15 protein-coding genes are annotated in these 18289 nt (G+C 72.0%); 9 read left to right on the top strand and 6 right to left on the bottom strand.

Translation table 11 applies throughout. The features are described 5' to 3' along the window. The first annotated feature begins 133 nt into the window (after positions 1–133). The 5 genes from ACSDR0_RS03400 (at position 134) to ACSDR0_RS03380 (ending at position 6198) form a co-directional block, all read left to right on the top strand. Positions 134–2083: an ABC transporter substrate-binding protein gene (locus ACSDR0_RS03400; RefSeq protein ID WP_435287219.1), complete on the top strand. Its 1950-nt coding sequence runs from the start codon at positions 134–136 to the stop codon at positions 2081–2083. A gap of 6 nt (positions 2084–2089) precedes the next feature. Beyond that, positions 2090–3139 (top strand): ABC transporter permease, encoded by a 1050-nt coding sequence (locus tag ACSDR0_RS03395; RefSeq protein ID WP_435287218.1) that lies wholly within the window; start codon positions 2090–2092, stop codon positions 3137–3139. A gap of 134 nt (positions 3140–3273) precedes the next feature. Beyond that, entirely contained in the window at positions 3274–4146 is an 873-nt protein-coding gene (locus tag ACSDR0_RS03390) for an ABC transporter permease (RefSeq protein WP_435287292.1), read from the top strand. A gap of 64 nt (positions 4147–4210) precedes the next feature. Continuing rightward, positions 4211–5218, top strand: coding sequence for an ABC transporter ATP-binding protein (locus ACSDR0_RS03385; protein ID WP_435287217.1), 1008 nt, complete (start codon positions 4211–4213; stop codon positions 5216–5218). Next, positions 5215–6198, top strand: a complete 984-nt coding sequence (locus ACSDR0_RS03380) for an ABC transporter ATP-binding protein (RefSeq protein WP_435287216.1) — start codon at positions 5215–5217, stop codon at positions 6196–6198. Before ACSDR0_RS03385 ends, ACSDR0_RS03380 begins: the two co-directional genes overlap by 4 nt. Here ACSDR0_RS03380 and ACSDR0_RS03375 read toward each other — a convergent pair. After that, complete coding sequence (locus ACSDR0_RS03375) at positions 6195–7493, bottom strand: DUF2252 domain-containing protein (protein ID WP_435287215.1); 1299 nt, start codon at positions 7491–7493, stop codon at positions 6195–6197. The genes ACSDR0_RS03380 and ACSDR0_RS03375 overlap by 4 nt on opposite strands. A gap of 333 nt (positions 7494–7826) precedes the next feature. On the opposite strand from ACSDR0_RS03375, the gene ACSDR0_RS03370 reads away from it, so the two are divergent. After that, the gene (locus ACSDR0_RS03370) at positions 7827–8570 is read left to right on the top strand and encodes an SDR family oxidoreductase (RefSeq protein ID WP_435287214.1); all 744 of its coding nucleotides are present in this window, start codon (positions 7827–7829) and stop codon (positions 8568–8570) included. A 51-nt stretch (positions 8571–8621) separates the two neighbouring features. Here the strand turns inward: ACSDR0_RS03370 and ACSDR0_RS03365 are convergent, their stop codons facing one another. Both ACSDR0_RS03365 and ACSDR0_RS03360 read right to left on the bottom strand, forming a co-directional pair. Then, on the bottom strand, positions 8622–9659 hold the full coding sequence (locus ACSDR0_RS03365) for a 1-aminocyclopropane-1-carboxylate deaminase (RefSeq protein WP_435287213.1): 1038 nt from the start codon (positions 9657–9659) through the stop codon (positions 8622–8624). A gap of 2 nt (positions 9660–9661) precedes the next feature. After that, positions 9662–10312: a GntR family transcriptional regulator gene (locus ACSDR0_RS03360; RefSeq protein ID WP_435287212.1), complete on the bottom strand. Its 651-nt coding sequence runs from the start codon at positions 10310–10312 to the stop codon at positions 9662–9664. A gap of 126 nt (positions 10313–10438) precedes the next feature. Between ACSDR0_RS03360 and ACSDR0_RS03355 the strand changes: the two genes are divergently transcribed. Together ACSDR0_RS03355 and ACSDR0_RS03350 are read left to right on the top strand one after the other, a co-directional pair. Beyond that, a complete protein-coding gene (locus tag ACSDR0_RS03355; RefSeq protein ID WP_435287211.1) occupies positions 10439–11185 on the top strand; it encodes an alpha/beta fold hydrolase in 747 nt (248 codons plus the stop codon). Positions 11186–11243: 58 nt separating this feature from the next. After that, a complete protein-coding gene (locus ACSDR0_RS03350; protein WP_435287210.1) occupies positions 11244–12044 on the top strand; it encodes an alpha/beta fold hydrolase in 801 nt (266 codons plus the stop codon). 101 nt (positions 12045–12145) lie between these two features. On the opposite strand, the gene ACSDR0_RS03345 is transcribed toward ACSDR0_RS03350, so the two are convergent. From ACSDR0_RS03345 to ACSDR0_RS03335, 3 genes are all read right to left on the bottom strand, one after another. Beyond that, positions 12146–13348 carry an FAD-dependent monooxygenase gene (locus ACSDR0_RS03345; RefSeq protein WP_435287209.1) on the bottom strand — a complete coding sequence of 401 codons (1203 nt, stop codon included), beginning with the start codon at positions 13346–13348 and terminating at the stop codon, positions 12146–12148. A 102-nt stretch (positions 13349–13450) separates the two neighbouring features. Beyond that, complete coding sequence (locus ACSDR0_RS03340) at positions 13451–16672, bottom strand: BTAD domain-containing putative transcriptional regulator (RefSeq protein ID WP_435287208.1); 3222 nt, start codon at positions 16670–16672, stop codon at positions 13451–13453. A 234-nt stretch (positions 16673–16906) separates the two neighbouring features. Continuing rightward, the gene (locus ACSDR0_RS03335; protein WP_435287207.1) at positions 16907–17257 is read right to left on the bottom strand and encodes a hypothetical protein; all 351 of its coding nucleotides are present in this window, start codon (positions 17255–17257) and stop codon (positions 16907–16909) included. A 137-nt stretch (positions 17258–17394) separates the two neighbouring features. Here ACSDR0_RS03335 and ACSDR0_RS03330 point away from each other — a divergent pair, with 137 nt between their 5' ends. Next, the gene (locus tag ACSDR0_RS03330; RefSeq protein WP_435287206.1) at positions 17395–18141 is read left to right on the top strand and encodes a GntR family transcriptional regulator; all 747 of its coding nucleotides are present in this window, start codon (positions 17395–17397) and stop codon (positions 18139–18141) included. Positions 18142–18289 lie beyond the last annotated feature (148 nt).

Raw genomic sequence — 18289 nt, 5'->3', positions numbered from 1 at the left:
GGCGGAGGCCTTGAAAAATAATGTCGCCAAATAAAACGAGAGTGAAACAATCTTCCACCGCTCGTTGACACGCGCCGTTCATATGGTGTGCCTTCGTTGTCAAGGAGTCACCGATCCGAAGGCGGGGTACGGCATGCTCAGAACGGGTGCGCGTCTGGCGGCGCTGAGCCTGGGACTGTCAATGGCGCTGGCGACGGCGGTGCTTCCCGTGGCGCACGCGTCACCTCCAACGCGTCCCGCGTCTCCCGAGGTGCACGCCTTACCCCTGGAGCGTCCCGCGTCTCCCATGGCGCACGCGTCATCCCCGGAGCGTCCCGCGTCTGCCGGGGCCCTCGCGCTCTCCGCCGCGCGGGCGCCCCGGCCGGAGAAGAAGATCATCCGGCTGGGCGCGACGCAGAGCATGGACTCGATGAACCCGTTCCTGGCGGTCCGGCTGATCTCGACGTCGATCCACCGCTGGACGTACGGCTACCTCACGGTGCCCGACCCCAAGACCCTGAAGCCCGGCCCCGACCTCGCCGAGTCGTGGAAGACGTCACCGGACAAGCTGACCTGGACCTTCATGATCCGGGCCGGGGCCACCTGGTCGGACGGCGAACCGGTCACCGCGGGGGACGCCGCGTGGACCTTCAACAAGATCATGACGGACGACGCGGCCAAGGCGGCCAACGGCCCCGCCGTCGAGAACTTCGACACCGTGACGGCGCCCGACGACCGAACCCTGGTCATCAAGACCAAGAAGCCGCAGGCCTCGATGCTGGAGCTGCCGATCCCGATCGTGCCCAAGCACGTGTGGGAGGGCGTTCCCGACATCGGCACCTTCGAGAACGAGACCTACCCCGGCGTCGGCAGCGGCCCCTACATCGCCGTCGAGCACAGCAAGAACAACTACGTGAAGCTTCGGGCCAACCCGTCGTACTGGCGCGGCGCCCCCCACATCGACGAGCTGCACGTCGTCTTCTACGAGAACCCGGAGGCGGCGAACGCCGGGCTGAAGAAGGGCGACGTCGACTGGATCGGGCGGCTGGCACCCCCGCAGTTCGAGGCCCTCGCGGGTGACCCGAACCTCGTGCAGTGGAACACCCCGGGCCGCCGCGCCAGCTACCTGCAGCTCAACCCGGGCGCCGAGACGGCGGACGGCGAGCCGATCGGCGACGGGCACCCCGCGCTGAAGGACGCCAGGGTGCGCGGGGCCATCCACCGTGCGATCGACAAGAAGACCCTCGTCGAGCAGGTGCAGAACGGGCTCGCCGTTCCGGCCGACGGTTCGATCATCCCGCCGATGTACCGGGAGTTCTTCTGGAGGGCCGAGGGCGACAAGGCCGTCACCTTCGATCCGGCCGAGGCCAACCGCATCCTCGACGAGGCCGGGTACGCCAAGGGGGCCGACGGGATCAGGACCATGCCCGGCGGGGGCCGCAAGCTGGAGATGCGCTTCAGCGTCCACACCGAGGACCCCGTCGAGGACAAGCTCGCCCAGTTCCTCACCGGCTGGCTCAGGGAGATCGGCATCCAGATCACCACCCGCAAGCTCGACGCCAACAAGTTCACCGAGGAGACGGGCGGCACGGCGCTCTACGACATCGCGATCAGCGGCTGGTCGGTCAACCCGGACCCCGAGGAGGTCCTGGCCACCCACCTGTGCAGCCGCAGGCCCACCGCGAGCGGCGAGGGCGGCGGCACCGAGTCGTTCTTCTGCGACGACGAGTTCGAGAGGCTCTACCAGGCGCAGCTGGCCGAGCTCGACAGGGCCGAGCGCGTCGCACTGATCAAGCGGATGCAGGAGCGTCTCTACACCGAGGCCCCCGTCATCGCGCTCTACTATCCCAACAACCTGGAGGGCTACCGCAAGGACCGGATCGCCTCCATCACCCCGATCCCGGAGGACAAGGGCATCCTGTACGGCGGGAGCGGCTACTGGCCGGTCTACTCCCTGCGGGCGGTGGAGCGCGCCGCCCCGGCCGACGACGATTCCACGGGGGGCGTCGTCCTGACCGTCGCGGTGGTCACCGTCGCGCTGGTCGGAGCCGGGGTCTTCCTCCTCACCAGGCGGCGCCGCGCCACCGCCGACGACCGCGAGTAGCGGCCGATGGGCACACTGCCGGACGAACTGACGAAGGCGCCGCCGGGTGACGGTCACCGAGGGGGCGGCGCCCGCCGGAGCGTGGCGCGTTACGCGCTGGTCAAGCTCGGCGGGGCGCTGCTCGGCATCGGGCTGGTGATCGTCGCGACGTTCTTCCTGTTCCGCCTGATCCCCGGCGATCCCACCATCGCCTACACCCGCGACGTGCCGGTCACGCCGGAGCAGCTAGCCCTGCTCAGGCGGCAGATGGGCCTGGACAGGCCGCTGGGCGAGCAGTTCCTGGACTTCGTGCTGCGGACCCTGCGGCTGGACCTCGGCACCTCGTACGAGTACCGCAGGCCGGTCGCCGAGCTCATCGGCGAGCGGGTGGGCCCGACACTGCTGCTGGTGGGCACCGGGCTGGCCGTCGCGGTCGGCCTGGGCATGTGGCAGGGCACCAGGGCCGCCTGGCGCCACGGCGGCCGGTTCGACCGCTTCTCCACGGGGACCGCGCTGACCCTGTGGTCGGTGCCGACCTTCTGGCTGGGACTGCTGCTGCTCATGGTCTTCGCCGCGGGGATGGGTCCGATACCCGGAATGTTCCCCACCCGGGGCATGGAGGACGTCGACGCGCCCGGCGGGCCGCTCTACCTCCTCCACGTCGCCCACCACCTGGTGCTGCCGTGCCTCACCCTGGTCGCCGTCGTCTACGCGCAGTACCTGCTGGTCATGCGCTCCTCGCTGCTCGACGAGATCGGCCAGGACTACGTGACCACCGCCCGCGCCAAGGGACTGCGCGACGACGAGGTCCGGCGGCGCCACGCGGTGCCGAACGCGCTGCTGCCGACGGTGACCCTGGTGTTCATGCAGATCGGGTTCGTGGTCGGCGGCGCGGTCTCGGTGGAGTTCGTCTACTCCTGGCCCGGCCTCGGCCTGCTGTTCGTCGAGGCGATCAGGGGCCCCGACTACGCGGTCATGCAGGGGACCTTCATGCTCGTCTGCGTCGCGGTGATCGTCATGAACACGCTGGCCGACGTGGTCTACCACGTCCTGGATCCGAGGGTGAGGTCGGCGTGAGCACGAGGGAGGGAAGGCCCGGGGAGAGTGCCCCGCAGGGGATCGCCGGTGCCACCGGGACTTCGCGCGCGGAGGAGAGGCCCGAAGAGGGGACCCCGCGGGGGACCGCCGGTGCCACCGGGACTTCGCGCGCGATCGCCAGGACGCGCCGCCGCGCCGCCCTCGCGCGGTTCCGCCGCGCGTACGGCGGGAACAGGGCCGGGCTGTACGGCGCGGCGATCCTGCTGGTCGCCGTCCTGGCGGCCCTCGTCACGCCGCTGGTCACCGACCCGTCCGGCATGGACGTGACCAGGGCGACGGGCGCCAAGATGGCGCCGCCGAACGCGGAGTTTCCGCTCGGCACCGACGAGTCCGGCCGTTCGGTCCTGCTCATGCTCCTGTGGGGCTCGCGGGTCTCGCTGCTCATCGGGTTCATGTCGGCCCTGCTCAGCATGGTGATCGGTACGGTCTTCGGTATCGCGTCCGGGCACTTCCGGGGCTGGGCCTCGGCCGTGCTGATGCGTGTCACCGACTGGTTCCTGGTGTTGCCCGCCCTGGTCCTGGCCCTGGTGCTCGCGGCCGTCCTCGGCGGAGGCGCGTCCACCATCATCCTGGCGATCGGGGTGACCTCCTGGGCCTCGACGGCGAGGCTGATCCGGGCCCAGACGCTGGCGGTCGAGGCCAGGCCCTACATCGAAAGGTCCAGGGCACTGGGCGCCGGGCACTGGCACGTCATGACCCGGCACGTGCTGCCGAACGTCGCCCCGCTGGTCCTGGCCAACACCACCCTCACGGTGGCCAGCGCCATCGTCACCGAGTCCACCCTCGCCTTCCTCGGCGCCGACTCCGGCCAGGTGTCGTGGGGCGGCATGTTGCGCGGCTCCTACGACTGGGGCGCGGCCACCTCGGGCGCCTGGTGGTACGTGCTGCCGCCCGGCCTGTGCATCATCCTGGTCGTCCTGGCGTTCACCCTCTGCGGGCGCGCCCTGGAAACCGTACTCAACCCACGCCTGCGGGGGGCCTCGTGACCGTACTCGACCCGCGGCTTCCAGGAGCCCCGGCCCTGCCCGTCCCGCGTCCCCGGGGGGTCTCGTGAGCCTGCTCGAACTGCGCGACGTGGCGGTGACCTACCGGAGCGCGGCCGGGGACGTCCCCGCCGTGCGGGGCGTCTCGCTCAGCCTGGCGGAGGGCGAGGCCCTCGGCGTGGCGGGGGAGTCGGGGTCGGGCAAGTCGACGCTGGCCATGTCGCTGCTGCGGCTGCTGCCGAGGGACGCGCTGGTGTCCGGGGAGATCCTGCTGGACGGTGAGGACGTTCTCACGATGAGCTGGGGGCGGCTGCGCGCGGTCCGGTGGGCGTCGGCCTCCCTGATCTTCCAGGGCGCCCAGCACGCCCTGAACCCGGTGCGCAGGATCGGCGACCAGATCGCCGAGCCGCTGCGGGTGCACGGCATGGCGACCGGCGCGGCGGCGCGGCGCAGGACGGCGGAGCTGCTGGAGCAGGTCGGCCTGCCCGCCTGGCGGGCGGGCGGCTACCCGCACGAGCTGTCCGGCGGGCAGCGCCAGCGCGTGATGATCGCCATGGCGCTCGCCTGCTCCCCGCGCCTGATCGTCGCCGACGAGCCGACCACCGCGCTGGACGTGATGATCCAGGCGCAGGTGCTCTCGCTGATCCGCTCGCTCGTCGCCGAGCACGGGATCGGCCTCATCATGATCTCCCACGACCTGTCGGTGCTGGCCGCGACGTGCGACCGGCTGGCGGTCATGTACGCGGGCCGCGTGGTCGAGTCAGGTCCCTCGCGCGAGGTCTTCCGGGACGCCAGGCACCCCTACGGCAGGGCGCTGGCCGAGGCCTTCCCCACCGTCGGCGATCCCGCGTCCAGACTGGCGCCCAGGGGACTGGGCGGCGACCCGCCCGACCCGGCTCACCTGCCCACGGGGTGCTCCTTCCATCCCCGCTGTCCGGTGGCGCTCGTCTCGTGCGCGTCGGAGCCGGTCGAGCTCTGGCCCGCCAGCCGTACCGAGGAGGGCCGCATCGAAAGCGCCGAGGTGTCGCACACCGCCGCGTGCGTCCACGTCCGCGTCCACCAGGAGGCCCGATGACCCTGCTCGAAGCGCGGGACCTGCGGGTGGAGTTCGTCTCGCGCGGGCGCCGCGCCCGCGCGGTGGACGGGGTGAATCTCGCGGTGGGCCAGGGGGAGATCGTCGCGCTGGTCGGCGAGTCCGGCTGCGGCAAGACGACGCTGGCCCGCACCCTGCTCGGCCTGGAGCGGCCCGCCTCGGGGTCGGTCCTGTACGGCGGGGTCCCGCTGGCCTACTCCTCGCGCGCCCTGCGGGCCCACCGGCGCGAGGTGCAGCTTGTGCTCCAGGACCCCACGGGATCGCTCAACCCCCGGCACACCGTCTACGAGGCGGTGGCCGAGGGGCCCCGCATCCACCGCCTGCCCGACGAGGGGGACCGGGTCGCGTCGGCGCTGTCGCGCGCCGGGCTGCGGCCTGCCGAGCGGTTCTTCAACCGCTACCCGCACGAGCTGTCCGGCGGCCAGCGCCAGCGCGTCGTCATCGCCGGGGCCCTCGCGCTCGACCCCAGGGTGCTGGTCGCCGACGAGCCGGTGGCCTCGCTGGACGCGTCGGTGCGCGGCGAGATCCTCGCCCTGCTGCTTCGCCTCCGCGACGAGCTGGGCCTGTCGGCGCTGGTCGTCACCCACGATCTCGGGCTGGCCTGGAACATCGCCGACCGCGTCGCGGTGATGTATCTCGGCAGGATCGTCGAGTCGGGCCCCGTGGAGCGGATCCTCACGGCGCCGTCGCACCCGTACACCCAGGCGCTGCTGTCGGTCCTGCCGGAGTCGCCGTCGCCCGTGGTGCTGGGCGGCGAGCCACCGGACCCGACCCGGATCCCGGCGGGCTGCCGCTTCCACCCGCGCTGCCAGGTCCTGGCCTCGGGCGCGGCGGCCGAGACGGGGGTCGACGGGTTGTGCGCGTCACGGCCGCTGCCCGTCCTGCCGTCCTCGGCCGCCGCCCAGGTCGCCTGCCACCACGCCGAGGCCCGCTCGGCCGCCCGTCAGGGGGCGGGGGGTTAGAGGCCGGGGAGGCGGCCGTTCCTGAACAGGTCGACGAAGAGACCGTGGTCGGCCCTGGCCCGCGCCCCGTAGGAGTGGGCGAAGTCGACGAGAGTGCGGGTGAAGCCGTCGATGTCGCCGCCGATCACGGCCACGATCGCGTCCTCGGTGGAGAAGTCGACCAGGTCGTGGCTGGACTCGTCGTCGGCCACCGAGTGCATCCTGGCCACGGCCCGGCCCAGGTCGCGGATGACCGAGGCCAGCTCGTCCGGCTCGTTGACGTCACCCCAGTCCAGGTCGGCGGAGTAGGGGGAGACCTCGGCGACCATCTGGCCGACGCCGTTCAGCGTGGTGTAGCCGAGCCACGGGTCGGCGTACGCCTGCAGGGCCCGCTGCGACTCGGCGGTGCGGTGGCCCTGGTGCTTGAAGTAGCCGTGCACCTTCTCGTCGGTGATGTGCCGCGCCACGGCTGGCACCTGGGCCTGCTTCATGTAGAGGACGACGTCGTTCTCCAGGGCCTGGGTGTGGCCCTCAAGGAGCATGTTGTACGAGGGCAGCCCGGCCGAGCCGATCCCGATGCCGGTGCGCAGCGCGAAGTCCTTGATCTTGTGCTCGATCTCCGAGACCGCGGGAAGGGTCGTCAGGTAGTCGAGGAAGGCCGCCTCCACCGCCTCGCGGGTCTCCTGGTCCACCGGATAGCGGCCGTCCATGACGGCGAACCTGCGGTCGAAGTTCTCGATGGTGGTCTCCACGTCCAGCAGCGCCACCCGGGTGTTCAGCCGGGCGAGCTGCAGCACCCGGTGGAGCACGCCGCTCGTGGTCTCCAGGGTCAGCGCGCCGATCGCGTCGTCCCCGCCGGCCGAGATGCCGTGCAGCTCGGAGAGATAGGAGTGGGCGAACCCGCTCACCAGGCCGGTGATGACGTCGTCCGACAGCGCCTTGGCGTACCCGATGAGCGCGACGCTGGCCGCGAACCGCCGCAGGTCCCAGATGTACGGGCCGACGTAGGCCTCGTCGAAGTCGTTGACGTTGAACACCAGGACGCCCGAGGCGTTCATGTAGGTGCCGAAGTTCTCGGCGTGCAGGTCGCCGTGGATCCAGACGCGCCGCGTCTGCTCGTCCAGGAAGGCGTCGTCGGCGAACGCGCCGGTCATGTCCGCGTAGAACAGGCAGGCGCTGCCCCGGTAGAAGGCGAAGGGGGAGGCGGCCATCTTCCGGAACTTGCGCCGGAAGGCGGCGGGGTCGCGTTTCATGGAATCACCGAATTCGGTGATCAGGACGTCGAGAATGTGCGCCGAGCGCCCATCGGTGGTCATGGTGGGCAGATTAGGTCTCGGGACCGAAACTCCGCCACATCCGCGGCATCACGGATCTGGAACGCACCAATGAGCCCGTCGTGTTCTGTCCTGGTTCACGGGGTCGGGCGCGATCCTCCGAGAGGGCGGCAAGGCGTCGACAACCGCGCCGGTCGATCATAGGTTCGCGGTGGAGGCCGGAAGCGGCGGACGGCGGGACGCGGGAGAACGGCAGGTGTGGGGCCCGGCGGACACGGACGTTCCCGGAACGGAGGCGGTGGCTCCGGCGGCGAGGGGAACGGGGCGGCCCGGCGGGACGGCTGAGAAGTTCACAGGAGAGGCGCGGAGGTCGGCATGGCGGTGCTGGAGGGCAAGGCGGCGGTGGTCACCGGGGGGTCCCGGGGCATCGGCCGGGCGATCGTGGAGCGCCTCGCCCGCGACGGGGCGGACGTTCTCTTCAGCTACGCGAACGCCGCCGCGTCCGCGGGCGAGGTGGAGCGCGTCGTCAAGGAGGCGGGCGGGAACGCCCGCGCGGTCCAGGTCGACCTCGGGAAGCGGGGTGCCGCCGAGTGGCTGATGGAGGCCGCGGATGAGGTTCTCGGCGGCCTCGACATCCTGGTCAACAACGCCGCGCTGAGCTTCACCCCGGTCCCCATCGCGGAGACCACCGAGAAACTGTACGACCGCGCCATGGCGGTCAACGCCAAGGCCGCCTTCCTGACCATCCGGTACGCCGCCAGGCACATGCGCGACGGCGGCCGCATCGTCAACATCTCCACTCTCAACACCGTCCGCCCCGCGTCGGGTATCGCCCCCTACGCGGCGAGCAAGGGCGCTCTCGAACAGCTGACCTCCGTCGCGGCCCGCGAGCTCGGCGGGCGGGGCATCACCGTCAACACGGTCTCCCCGGGCGCCACGGACACCGACCTCCTGCGCGGCACCAACCCGGAGGAGCTCCTCACCCAGATCGCCGCCCTGACCCCGCTCTCCCGCCTCGGAGACCCCTCGGACATCGCGGACGTCGTGGCCTTCCTGGTGGGCCCCGACGGCCGCTGGCTCACCGGCCAGAACCTCCAGGCCAACGGCGGCCTGAGCTGAACGGTCCCGCCGGCGATCCACCGCCACCGGCGGGAAACGTGCCGGCCGGCGTCAGGTCAGCGGCCGCGCGTGGGTGAACAGGCCGCTGTAGGCGTTCAGCGCCGGCTGGCCGCCCAGGTGCGCGTACAGAACGGTGGAGTCGCGGGGGATCTCCCCGCCGGTGACGAGGTCGATCAGGCCGGCCATCGACTTGCCCTCGTAGACCGGGTCGATGATCACGCCCTCGAGCTCGCCGGTGAGCCGGATCGCGTCCAGGGTCGACCGCACCGGGATCCCGTACAGGTCGCCGGCCCACCCCTCCAGGATGGTGATCTCGTCGTCCCGCAGGGACCGGCCGACGCCGATGAGCTCGGCCGTGGCCGTCGCTATCCGGGTGACCTGGTCGCGGGTCTCCTCGAGCTTCGCGCTGGCGTCGATCCCGATCACCCGGCGCGGCCGGCCACCGGCCTCCTCGAGCGCGGCGAACCCGGCGATCATGCCGGCCTGGGTCGAGCCGGTGACCGTGCAGACCACGACGGTGTCGAAGAAGACGCCCAGCTCGCGTTCCTGCCGCGCCACCTCGTACGCCCAGTTCGCGAACCCGAGCCCGCCGAGCCGGTGGTCGGAGGCGCCCGCCGGGATCGGGTACGGCGTACCGCCGCGCGCCTTCACGTCCTCGATCGCCCGGTTCCACGAGTCCTTGAAGCCGATGCCGAAACCGGCCGGGTCGAGCCGGACCTCGGCGCCCATGATCCGGCTCAGCATGATGTTGCCGACCCGGTCGTTGACGCAGTCGGGCCAGTCGACCCAGTTCTCCTGCACCAGCACCGCCTTCAACCCCAGCGACGCGGCGACGGCGGCGACCTGGCGGGTGTGGTTGGACTGGTACCCGCCGATCGACACCAGCGTGTCGGCGCCCTGTGCGAGCGCGTCCGGGACGATGTACTCAAGCTTGCGGGTCTTGTTGCCGCCGTACGCGAGCCCCGCGTTGCAGTCCTCGCGCTTCGCCCAGACCGACGCCCCGCCGAGGTGGCGGGTGAGGCGCGGCAGTGGGTGGACGGGGCTCGGCCCGAAGGTCAGCGGGTGGCGGGGGAAGTCTGACAGGGTCATGCTCACTCCTCGGTGGCGGGCAGGGTGCGCCAGGTGTCGAAGGCGACCGCCGCCGCCTGGTCCGCGTTTCCGGCGGCACAGAGCCGGATCAGGTTGTCGTGCCGGACGAGGGACACGCGCCCGCCCAGCGACGAGAAGCGCAATCGCTCGGCGCGTCGCAGTACCGGCGTGAACTGGTCGAGGACCGAGGCCAGGGCCCGGTTCGAGGCCACCCTCACGGGGATGCCGTGCAGCTCGTCGTCGGCGCGCAGGGCCGCCTCGACGTCGCCCTTCTCGATCGCCGCGCGGAACCGTTCGTTGGCCTGGCGCATCGCGTCGAGGTCGGCTTCGGTGAGACCGCCCACCGCTTCACGGACGGCGAGTTCGTGCATCGCCGCCACCACGTCGCGGGCCTCACGGACGTCGCGCATGTTCAGCGAGCTCACCGTCGTGGAGCGTCCCGGCTGGGCCACGACCAGCCCGGCCTCCGCGAGACGCAGCAGCGCCTCGCGGACCGGAGTGCGGCTGACCCCGAGCCAGGTCGCCAGCTCGACGTCGCGTAACTGCTCACCGGGCGCGAGGCTGCCGTCGACGATGGCGTCGCGCAGGCGGTGGTAGACGTCGTCACGCAGGAGGTGCCGGTCGATGGCGGGCGTGTTGTGCGGGATGGGCATGCAATATATTGCGCACACCGAGCGGAAATCTTCAACCGGACCGCGCTGTTGACAGTGTTAGCAATATATTGCATATTTCATTTCAGAGCGGCAGCCGCCACTCTCCGAACCGGAAGGAAAATCCTGATGAGCACCACGTCCCCCGAGCCCGCCGCGGCAGGAACTCCCACCGTCGTCCTGGTCCACGGCGCCTTCGCCGAGTCCGCCAGCTGGAACGGCGTGGTGGCCGACCTCAAGCGCCGCGGCTACCCGGTCATCGCCGTCGCCAACCCGCTGCGCGGACTGCGGGAGGACGCCGAATACCTGCGCAGCGTGCTCGACAGTCTGACCGGTCCGATCGTGATCGCCGGCCACTCGTACGGCGGATCGGTGATGAGCGAGGCGGCCGACGGTGCCGACGGCGTCGTCGCGCTCGTCTACGTCGCCAGTTTCAATCTGGAGATCGGCGAGAGCACCGGCGAGCTGGCGGGCAGGTTCCCCGGCGGCGAGCTCGGCCCCGCCCTCTACCCGGTGCCGTACCCGGCGGCCGGTGGGGGCACGGGGACCGACCTGTACATCCGGCAGGACGGGTTCCGCGCGGTGTTCGCCGCCGACGTCGACCCGGAGACGGCCGAGCTGATGGCGGCCACGCAGCGGCCCATCGAAGCGACCGCGCTGGCGGACAAGGCGACCAGGGCGGCCTGGAAGACCATCCCGTCCTGGACCATGGTCACCACCCAGGACCTGGCCATCCCCGCGGAGTCGATGCGCTTCATGGCGAAGAGGGCGGGGTCGACGACCGTCGAGATCGACGCCTCCCACGCCGTCACCGTCTCCCGGCCCGACGCCGTCGCCGACCTCATCGACGCCGCCGCCCACGCCACCACCCGCTGACCACATCTCCGCGGAACCCCGCTGATCACATCTTCACAGAACGGAAGGGAAGTTCCCTATGAACCTCAAGCGCACAGCCCTCGCTTCCGGTGCGGCCGTCGCCGCGCTCCTCTCCACCGGTGTCGCCACCGCCGACGCGGCTTCGGCCAAGCCCACGGTCGTCCTGGTCCACGGAGCCTTCGCCGACTCCTCCAGCTGGAACGGGGTGATCGCCGACCTCAAACGCAAGGGCTATCCGGTCATCGCCCCGGCCAACCCGCTCCGCGGCCTGCGCCACGACGCGCAGTACCTCCGCAGCGTCCTGAACAGTGTGGACGGCCCGATCGTCCTCGCCGGCCACTCGTACGGGGGCAGCGTGATGAGCGAGGCCGCCGACCGTGACAGCGACGTGAAGGCCCTCGTCTACATCGCCAGCTTCCAGCCCGAGGTCGGCGAGAGCACCGGCGAGCTGGCGGCCAAGTTCCCCGGCGGCGAGCTCGGCCCCGCCCTCAAGTCCGTCCCGTTCCCGCTCTCCGGCGGCATCGTCGGAGACGACCTCTACATCCAGCAGGACAAGTTCCGCGCGGTGTTCGCCGCCGACGTGCCCCGCCGGACCACCGACCTGATGGCCGTCACCCAACGTCCCATCGCCGCCGATGCCCTTGAGGACAAGGCCACCAGGACCGCCTGGAAGACCATCAGGTCCTGGAGCATGGTCACCACCCAGGATCTGGCCATCCCGGCGGAGTCGATGCGCTTCATGGCGAAGAGGGCGGGGTCGACGACCGTCGAGATCGACGCCTCCCACGCCGTCACCGTCTCCGAGCCCGGCGCGGTGGCCGGCCTCATCCACAAGGCCGCCCGCGCCACCACCTCCTGACGCGGCCACCCGGCCGCCGCACGGCTCCTCGCGGAGCGGTTCGCCCGTTCGAGGTTCGCCGCGAAGGAGGGCGTTCGCCGAAGGTGTGAGGTGCGGCCGGGTCAGCGCTCGTAGTCCTTCAGGGCGATGGCGTTCGCCGTCTGCCGGATGCTCCTGGCGATGAGCCCCTTCCACGGCACGTAGGGCAGGAGCTTGTAGTTCTGGTTGATGAACCAGGCCATGAACCGGCTGTCGGGAACCATCCACTTGCCCACTCCGTCGCCCGACTTCTGGCACCCCGTCGCGTACTCGCGCATGGCCTTCTCGTAGCCGGCGAAGCCCGCGCGGTGGTCGCCGCCCGCGGCGGCCAGTTCCCCGGCGAGGACGTAGGCGCCGATCATGGCCAGGCCCGTGCCCATGCCGGACAGCGGCGAGGCGCAGCAGGCGGCGTCCCCGAGCAGCGTGACCCGGCCGCGCGACCAGTTGTCCATGTGGACCTGGCTGATCGAGTCGAAGTAGAAGTCCTGGGCGTCCCACATCGCGTCCAGCAGCCTGGGGGTCTCCCAGCCGACGTCGGCGAACGCCTCGGCGAGGATCTTCTTCTGCTGCCCGGTGTCGTGGCGGTCGTAGCTCAGCGGCGGGGAGGCGAAGTAGAACGTCGCCTTCGCCTCGGTGTTCCCCCGGGCGCTGTACATGCCGACGAGCTTGCCGGGGGTGTTGTAGATCTGCCCGGTGTGGTCGAGTCCGAGGTGGTTGCCGGTGGTGAAGATCGCGCAGTACAGGCCCATGTCCCTGACGAACCGCGACTCCGGCCCGAAGGCGAGCGCCCGGACGGTGGAGTGCAGCCCGTCGGCCCCCACGACCAGGTCGAACCGGCGCGGTTCGCCGCGTTCGAAGGTGACCTGGACGCCCTCGGCGTCCTCGGTGAGGGAGGCGATGGAGTCGTCGAAAACGTACTCGACGTGGTCCCGGGTGCGCTCGTACAGGATGCGCGCCAGGTCGCCGCGCAGGATCTCCACGTCGCCGCTGAAGACGTCGGCGGGCATGCTGGAGATCTTCTTGCCCGCGCCGTTGACGTACGCCATCGCGCCCATGTTCGTCTGCTCGCGCCGGATGTCGTCCAGGATTCCCGTCCGGTCGAGCATGGTGAGGTGGGCCTCACCGCGGAAGTCGACCGCGTAGCCGCCGTCGCGGACGTCGGGCGCCCGCTCGACGATCGTGGGGGTGAAGCCGTGGCGGTGCAGCCAGTGGGCCAGCGCCGGACCGGCGACGCCGGCCCCCGAGATCAGGATGTTCTTGTTCTTGAGCCGCGGGGTGGTGTTCATGGGGCAAGCCTGTCCGGGGGCGCTCACCGCCCCCTCACCGTGCGCTCACCGCCCTCACCTCCGTGATCCATGGGCAGGGCACGGAGCCGCGTACGCCCCCGGTCAGCCGGGCAGGACCGGCCTGTGGTCGGCGAAGCCGCTGATCGGTGAGGTCAGGACGAAGGCCTCGGAGACGCCGGCCAGGCGGAGCGCGTCCGTCGCGGACAGCCGCGCGCCCTCGCGGTGGGCGGCCTCGTACGGCGTCTCGCCCAGCGCGGCCCGCGCGCCGGCGGCCGTACGGGAGACGTCGGGGTCGTCCTCGACGGCGACCCCTCGCAGGGCGACGGCCGCGCCGAGGAGCATGGCGGCGGCGGGGGCGTCCCCTTCGAGGAGGGTGATTCCCGCCAGGGCCTCGATCGGGCGGGCGCTCTCGGTGATCGCCCCCGTTTCCACCGCCACCTCGGCGGCCCGCCGGTGCAGGGCGCGGGCTCCGGTGAGGTCGCCGGAGGCCTCGGCGATCCTGCCGAGCCCGAGGAGCGCGGCCGTCCGGTTTCCGGCGCTCCGCACCCAGTGCGTCTCGAAGCGGTCGAGCGCCTGCTCGTACAGCCCGCGCGCTCCGGTCAGGTCGCCCTCCAGGCGCGCGATGTCGCCGAGGCCGCGCAGCGGCGCGGCCAGGTAGGCGGGGCTGCCCGCGCGGCGGGCGATCTCGGCGGCCCGTTCGTAGTCGGCGCGCGCCTCCAGAAAGCCGGTGCCCGCGGGGTCCCTCCCGGCCCGCGCGGTCCGGACGCGGTAGTCGCCCCGGTTGCACAGCAGGTCGGGGAGGTCCTCAAGGGCGCCGAGCCGCTCGGTGAGGGCGAGGGCCTCGTCGGTCAGGATGATCGCCTTCTCCGGGGCGCCACGCAGGGCCGCCAGGCCGGCCAGCGCGTCCAGGGCCAGTGACGTCCCCCACCGGTCGCCCAGCGAGCGGAAGGCGTCGGCGGCCGAGGTGAACTCGTGCTCGGCCTGCGCCAGGTCCCCGGCGGCGAGCTGCGGGTATCCCCACAGCAGGTGGACGACGGCCCTCTCCCAGGGGTCGTTCCCCGCCCGCCCCCTGGCGATCACCGCGAGGGCGACGCCCGGATTCTCCGCACCGGAGTTGATCATCGGCCACAGGAAGGTGATGACCGGATGGCGGTGCGGCCGGTCCGGGTCGACGACGGCCGCCTCGGCCGTCGCCCGGTGGCGCTCCCACGCCTCCTGGCCGCTGTCACCGGCCGCCGCCGCCAGGGCACAGAGCACGTACCCGTCCCCGAGTCCCGGGGGCGGGCTGTCGCCGATCATGTCCAGGAGCGCGACCGCCGGTGCCGTCGCGAGGGTCCGCATACCGCGCATCCAGAAATATGGTGACAAACAGGCGAACAGTTCCAGGGCGAGCTCGACCTCCCCGGCCTCGACGGCCCAGCGCAGCGCGGCCTGGAGGTTGGCGTCCTCCGCGGCGAGGACCTCCAGCCACCGGAGCTGCTCGGCACGCCGCAGGTGGGGATCCGCCTCCCGCGCCAGCTCCAGGAAGTGGTCCGCGTGCGCGTGCCGCAGGGCCTCGGACTCCCCGGCCACCTCCAGCTGCTCGGCGCAGTAGGCGTGGATCGTGTCGAGCATCCGATAGCGCCCGCCGCCCACCTCCACCAGCGACTTGTCGGCCAGGGAGTCGAGGACGTCCTCGGCGTCGGGCACCCCGCAGACCCGCGCCGCGGCCTCGGCGGTCGCGCCGCCGGAGAAGACCGTCAGGCGCCTGGCCATCACCTGCTCGGCCCCGGACAGCAGATCCCAGCTCCACGCCACGACCGCGCGCAGCGTCCTGTGCCTGGCGTCGGCCGTGCGGCTGCCCCGCGACAGCAGGCGGAACCGGTCGTCCAGGCGGGCGGCGAGCTCGGGGAGCTCGTACGTGCGGGCCCTGGCCGCCGCGAGCTCGATGGCGAGCGGCAGGCCGTCGAGCTCGCGGCAGATCCGCCGCACGGTCTCGGCCCCGGCCTCGTCCAGCGCGAAACCGGGGCGTACGGCCGAGGCCCGGTCGGTGAACAGCCGCGCGGCGGGGGACGGGCCGAGCGGCCGGACCGGCCACAGGTTCTCGCCGGTGATGCCGAGCGGCTCCCGGCTCGTCGCCAGCACGCGCAGTTCGGGGCATCCGGCGAGCAGCCGCGCGGCCAGGTCCGAGGCCGCCTCGACGACGTGTTCGCAGTTGTCGAGGACGAGCAGCAGCGGCCGGTCGGCCAGCGCCGCGAGCAGCCGGGAGACGGGGTCCGTTTCCTCGGGCACGGTGAGCAGCCCGCTCTCGCGCAGGCCGAGCGCGCCGAGCAGGGTCTGCGGCAGCCGCCGCCCGTCGCGCAACGCCGCGAGTTCGACGAAGCAGACGTCCGGCAGCCTGCTCGCGACCTCGATCGACAGCCTGGTCTTGCCCGCCCCGCCGGGGCCGAGCAGGGTGACCAGGCGTGCCGCCCCGAGCAGCCGGGTGACCTCGGCCAGGTCCTCGGCGCGGCCCACGAAGCTCGTCAGCTGCGCCGGTGGCGCGGGCGGCTCGTACGGCCGCTCGCCCCTGAGCAGCTCCTGGTGGACGGCCGCCAGCTCGGCCGAGGGGTCCGCGCCCAGCTCGTCGGCCAGGATCCGCCGCGTCTCCTCGAACGCGAGCAGGGCCTCCGCCTGCCTGCCGCCCGCCCGCAGGGCGCGCATGAGAAGGCCCCTGAGCCTCTCGCGCAGCGGGTACCGGGCGGTCAGCTCCTGCAGCTCGGGCACCGCGGCCCGGTGCTCGCCCCGCCGGAGGTCGGCCTCGATCCGGTCCTCCAGGGCGCCGAGCCTGCGTTCCTCCAGCCGCAGGACCAGGGCCTGTACGGAGGCGGCGTCCGCGGCGTCGGCGAGCGCGGGTCCCCGCCACAGGTCCAGGGCCCGCCGCAGCAGCACGGCCGCCTCCGCCGGGTCACCGCCGAGCAGGGCCCGGCGTCCCTCGTCCGACAGCCGCTCGAAGCGGTGGGCGTCGAGGTCGCCGGGATCGATCGCGAGCCGGTATCCCGAGGGGACGGCCTCGATCTCGGCCTCGCCTCCCAGGACCTGGCGGAGCCGGGACACCTGCGACTGCAGGGCGTGCGCCGCCCCTCCCGGAGGCCGCGAGCCGTAGAGGTCGTCGATCAGGAGGTCGGCCGTCACCACCTCGCCGGCGCGGGCGAGCAGCAGGCCCAGCAGCGCCCTCCGGGCCGGCCCGCCGACGCGCACCTCGCCGCCGCCGTCGCCTGTGTCAGTGTCGCCTGTGCCGGCGTCGTTGACATCGGCGGCGCCGTCGTGCCATGCCCGTGTGGTGCCCAGGATCCCGAACCGCATGGGGGCAATTGTCTTCCCTCGCGCGGTCTTACGTCTTCCGTCCGGGCGAGCCGCCCACCGCCCGGCGGCGGGGTGTGGGGGAGGCGAGCGGCCATGCCCTGGCGGATTCCCGTCCCGCGGACGCGTTCCCGCGATGGGAAGCGCGCCCTGGCGGGCGTGGGGGACCCGCCAGGACGCGTTCCGCCCCCGGCGCGGCGGCGGAGGACCCCGGCGAGGGATGGGGTCCTCGGCCTGCTAGTCGCGCTCGGAGTCTGTGGCGGCGAAGGCGCGGACCGACTGGTCCGCCTCCTTCTCCGGGAGGTCGTCGGGTGCGGGCCGCCGGTAGTGCCGTGCGATGAGGCGAGCCGCTCCCACCGGGTCGTCTGCCGGGTGGGACGACTCAAGGCCGTCCTCATTCCAGACAAACATCCCGTTTTTACACCAAACGGTTAGGTCGGTAAGTACCGAGAGCACGGACATGCCGTTTCCGTTGCTCTGGTAGGTGTGGGTGAACCCCTGGCGGTGCAACGCGTAGCGCAGTAAACGTGTTGCCTCGCGGGGATCGCGCCAGGGCAGGTACGGCGTATCCGTGCGGACCGACAGCACCGGCCTCCACCCCCTCGCTGACCTTTCGGTGGATTTGTACCAACGATTGGATAATGCGGGTCTTGGGAGGTTGGGTCAAGGGGCTTGTTCCCCGCTAGAACCAGATCGTCTAGTTTTGTTGGCACAAAGGGGACTTAATGGCACGGTCAACGCTGTATCAACAGGTGGCCTCCGACCTACGGAGGACCATCTACTCCGGTGCGCTCGGACCGGGGGATCAGCTGCCGACCGAGGCGGAACTCATGCTTTTGCACCAGGTGAGCCGCAACACCGTACGGCTGGCTCTCGGCGAGCTCGTGAACGAGGGCCTGGTCACCCGCACCCCCCGCAGGGGCACCGTCGTCAGGGAACGCCGCCCGCTGCTCATGCATCCCCAGCGCGAGCTGCAGCCACGCCGCGAGGAGACCCTGGAGGCCTTCGCCTGGGCCGTCTCCCGCGAGGGGCGCGCGCCGAGCCAGGAGATCGAGGTCTCGATCGTGCAACCGGCCGAGGAGATCGCCAGCAGGCTGGAGCTCTCGGACGACGAGCTCGCCGTGGTCCGTCGCCGCCTGCGCTTCGTGGACGGCCAGCCGTACAACACCAACGACTCCTACTTCCCCCTGGCCCTGGTCGCCGACTCCGAGATCACCCGCCCCGGCGACATCGTGCGCGGGGCCAACAAGGTCCTGGAGGAACTCGGCCACCGGCAGGTGCGGGTGGTCGACGACATCTGGGCGCGGATGCCCAACAGTGCCGAGACCGAGCGGCTCCAGCTCCAGCTCGGCACGCCGGTCGTCGTCTACATCCGGGTCGGCTACGACGAGGACGACACCCCCGTACGCGTGGCGGTGTCGGTCCTGCCCGCCGACAAGCACCTGATCCGGTACGAGCTGGAAAGCCGTTGACGTCTCCGTGACCGCCCTGACGGGCCGGCCCCCGTTCCGCCCGCGCCGCGGGCGAACACAGGGCCGCGCCCGCCGGGCGGCTAGACGCGGCTCTCCCCGCCTGCCCGCGTCTCCGGCTCCGGCCGGTCTCTCTCCGCTCCCCCCGCCG

Origin of the sequence: Streptosporangium sp. G11 (assembly GCF_051192615.1) — a bacterium.
Classification (GTDB): Bacteria; Actinomycetota; Actinomycetes; order Streptosporangiales; family Streptosporangiaceae; genus Streptosporangium.
The sequence above is the reverse complement of the archived record's forward strand: the minus strand, read 5'-3'. Positions and strand labels throughout refer to the sequence as shown.

What these genes read in the sequence shown, in the direction of transcription:
- ACSDR0_RS03340 (WP_435287208.1), bottom strand. Translation starts at nt 16,672, where the DNA reads ATGCGGTTCGGGATCCTGGGCACCACACGGGCATGGCACGACGGCGCC.
- ACSDR0_RS03370 (WP_435287214.1), top strand. Translation starts at nt 7,827, where the DNA reads ATGGCGGTGCTGGAGGGCAAGGCGGCGGTGGTCACCGGGGGGTCCCGG.
- ACSDR0_RS03365 (WP_435287213.1), bottom strand. Translation starts at nt 9,659, where the DNA reads ATGACCCTGTCAGACTTCCCCCGCCACCCGCTGACCTTCGGGCCGAGC.
- ACSDR0_RS03355 (WP_435287211.1), top strand. Translation starts at nt 10,439, where the DNA reads ATGAGCACCACGTCCCCCGAGCCCGCCGCGGCAGGAACTCCCACCGTC.
- ACSDR0_RS03395 (WP_435287218.1), top strand. Translation starts at nt 2,090, where the DNA reads ATGGGCACACTGCCGGACGAACTGACGAAGGCGCCGCCGGGTGACGGT.
- ACSDR0_RS03400 (WP_435287219.1), top strand. Translation starts at nt 134, where the DNA reads ATGCTCAGAACGGGTGCGCGTCTGGCGGCGCTGAGCCTGGGACTGTCA.
- ACSDR0_RS03345 (WP_435287209.1), bottom strand. Translation starts at nt 13,348, where the DNA reads ATGAACACCACCCCGCGGCTCAAGAACAAGAACATCCTGATCTCGGGG.
- ACSDR0_RS03360 (WP_435287212.1), bottom strand. Translation starts at nt 10,312, where the DNA reads ATGCCCATCCCGCACAACACGCCCGCCATCGACCGGCACCTCCTGCGT.
- ACSDR0_RS03380 (WP_435287216.1), top strand. Translation starts at nt 5,215, where the DNA reads ATGACCCTGCTCGAAGCGCGGGACCTGCGGGTGGAGTTCGTCTCGCGC.
- ACSDR0_RS03375 (WP_435287215.1), bottom strand. Translation starts at nt 7,493, where the DNA reads ATGACCACCGATGGGCGCTCGGCGCACATTCTCGACGTCCTGATCACC.
- ACSDR0_RS03350 (WP_435287210.1), top strand. Translation starts at nt 11,244, where the DNA reads ATGAACCTCAAGCGCACAGCCCTCGCTTCCGGTGCGGCCGTCGCCGCG.
- ACSDR0_RS03330 (WP_435287206.1), top strand. Translation starts at nt 17,395, where the DNA reads ATGGCACGGTCAACGCTGTATCAACAGGTGGCCTCCGACCTACGGAGG.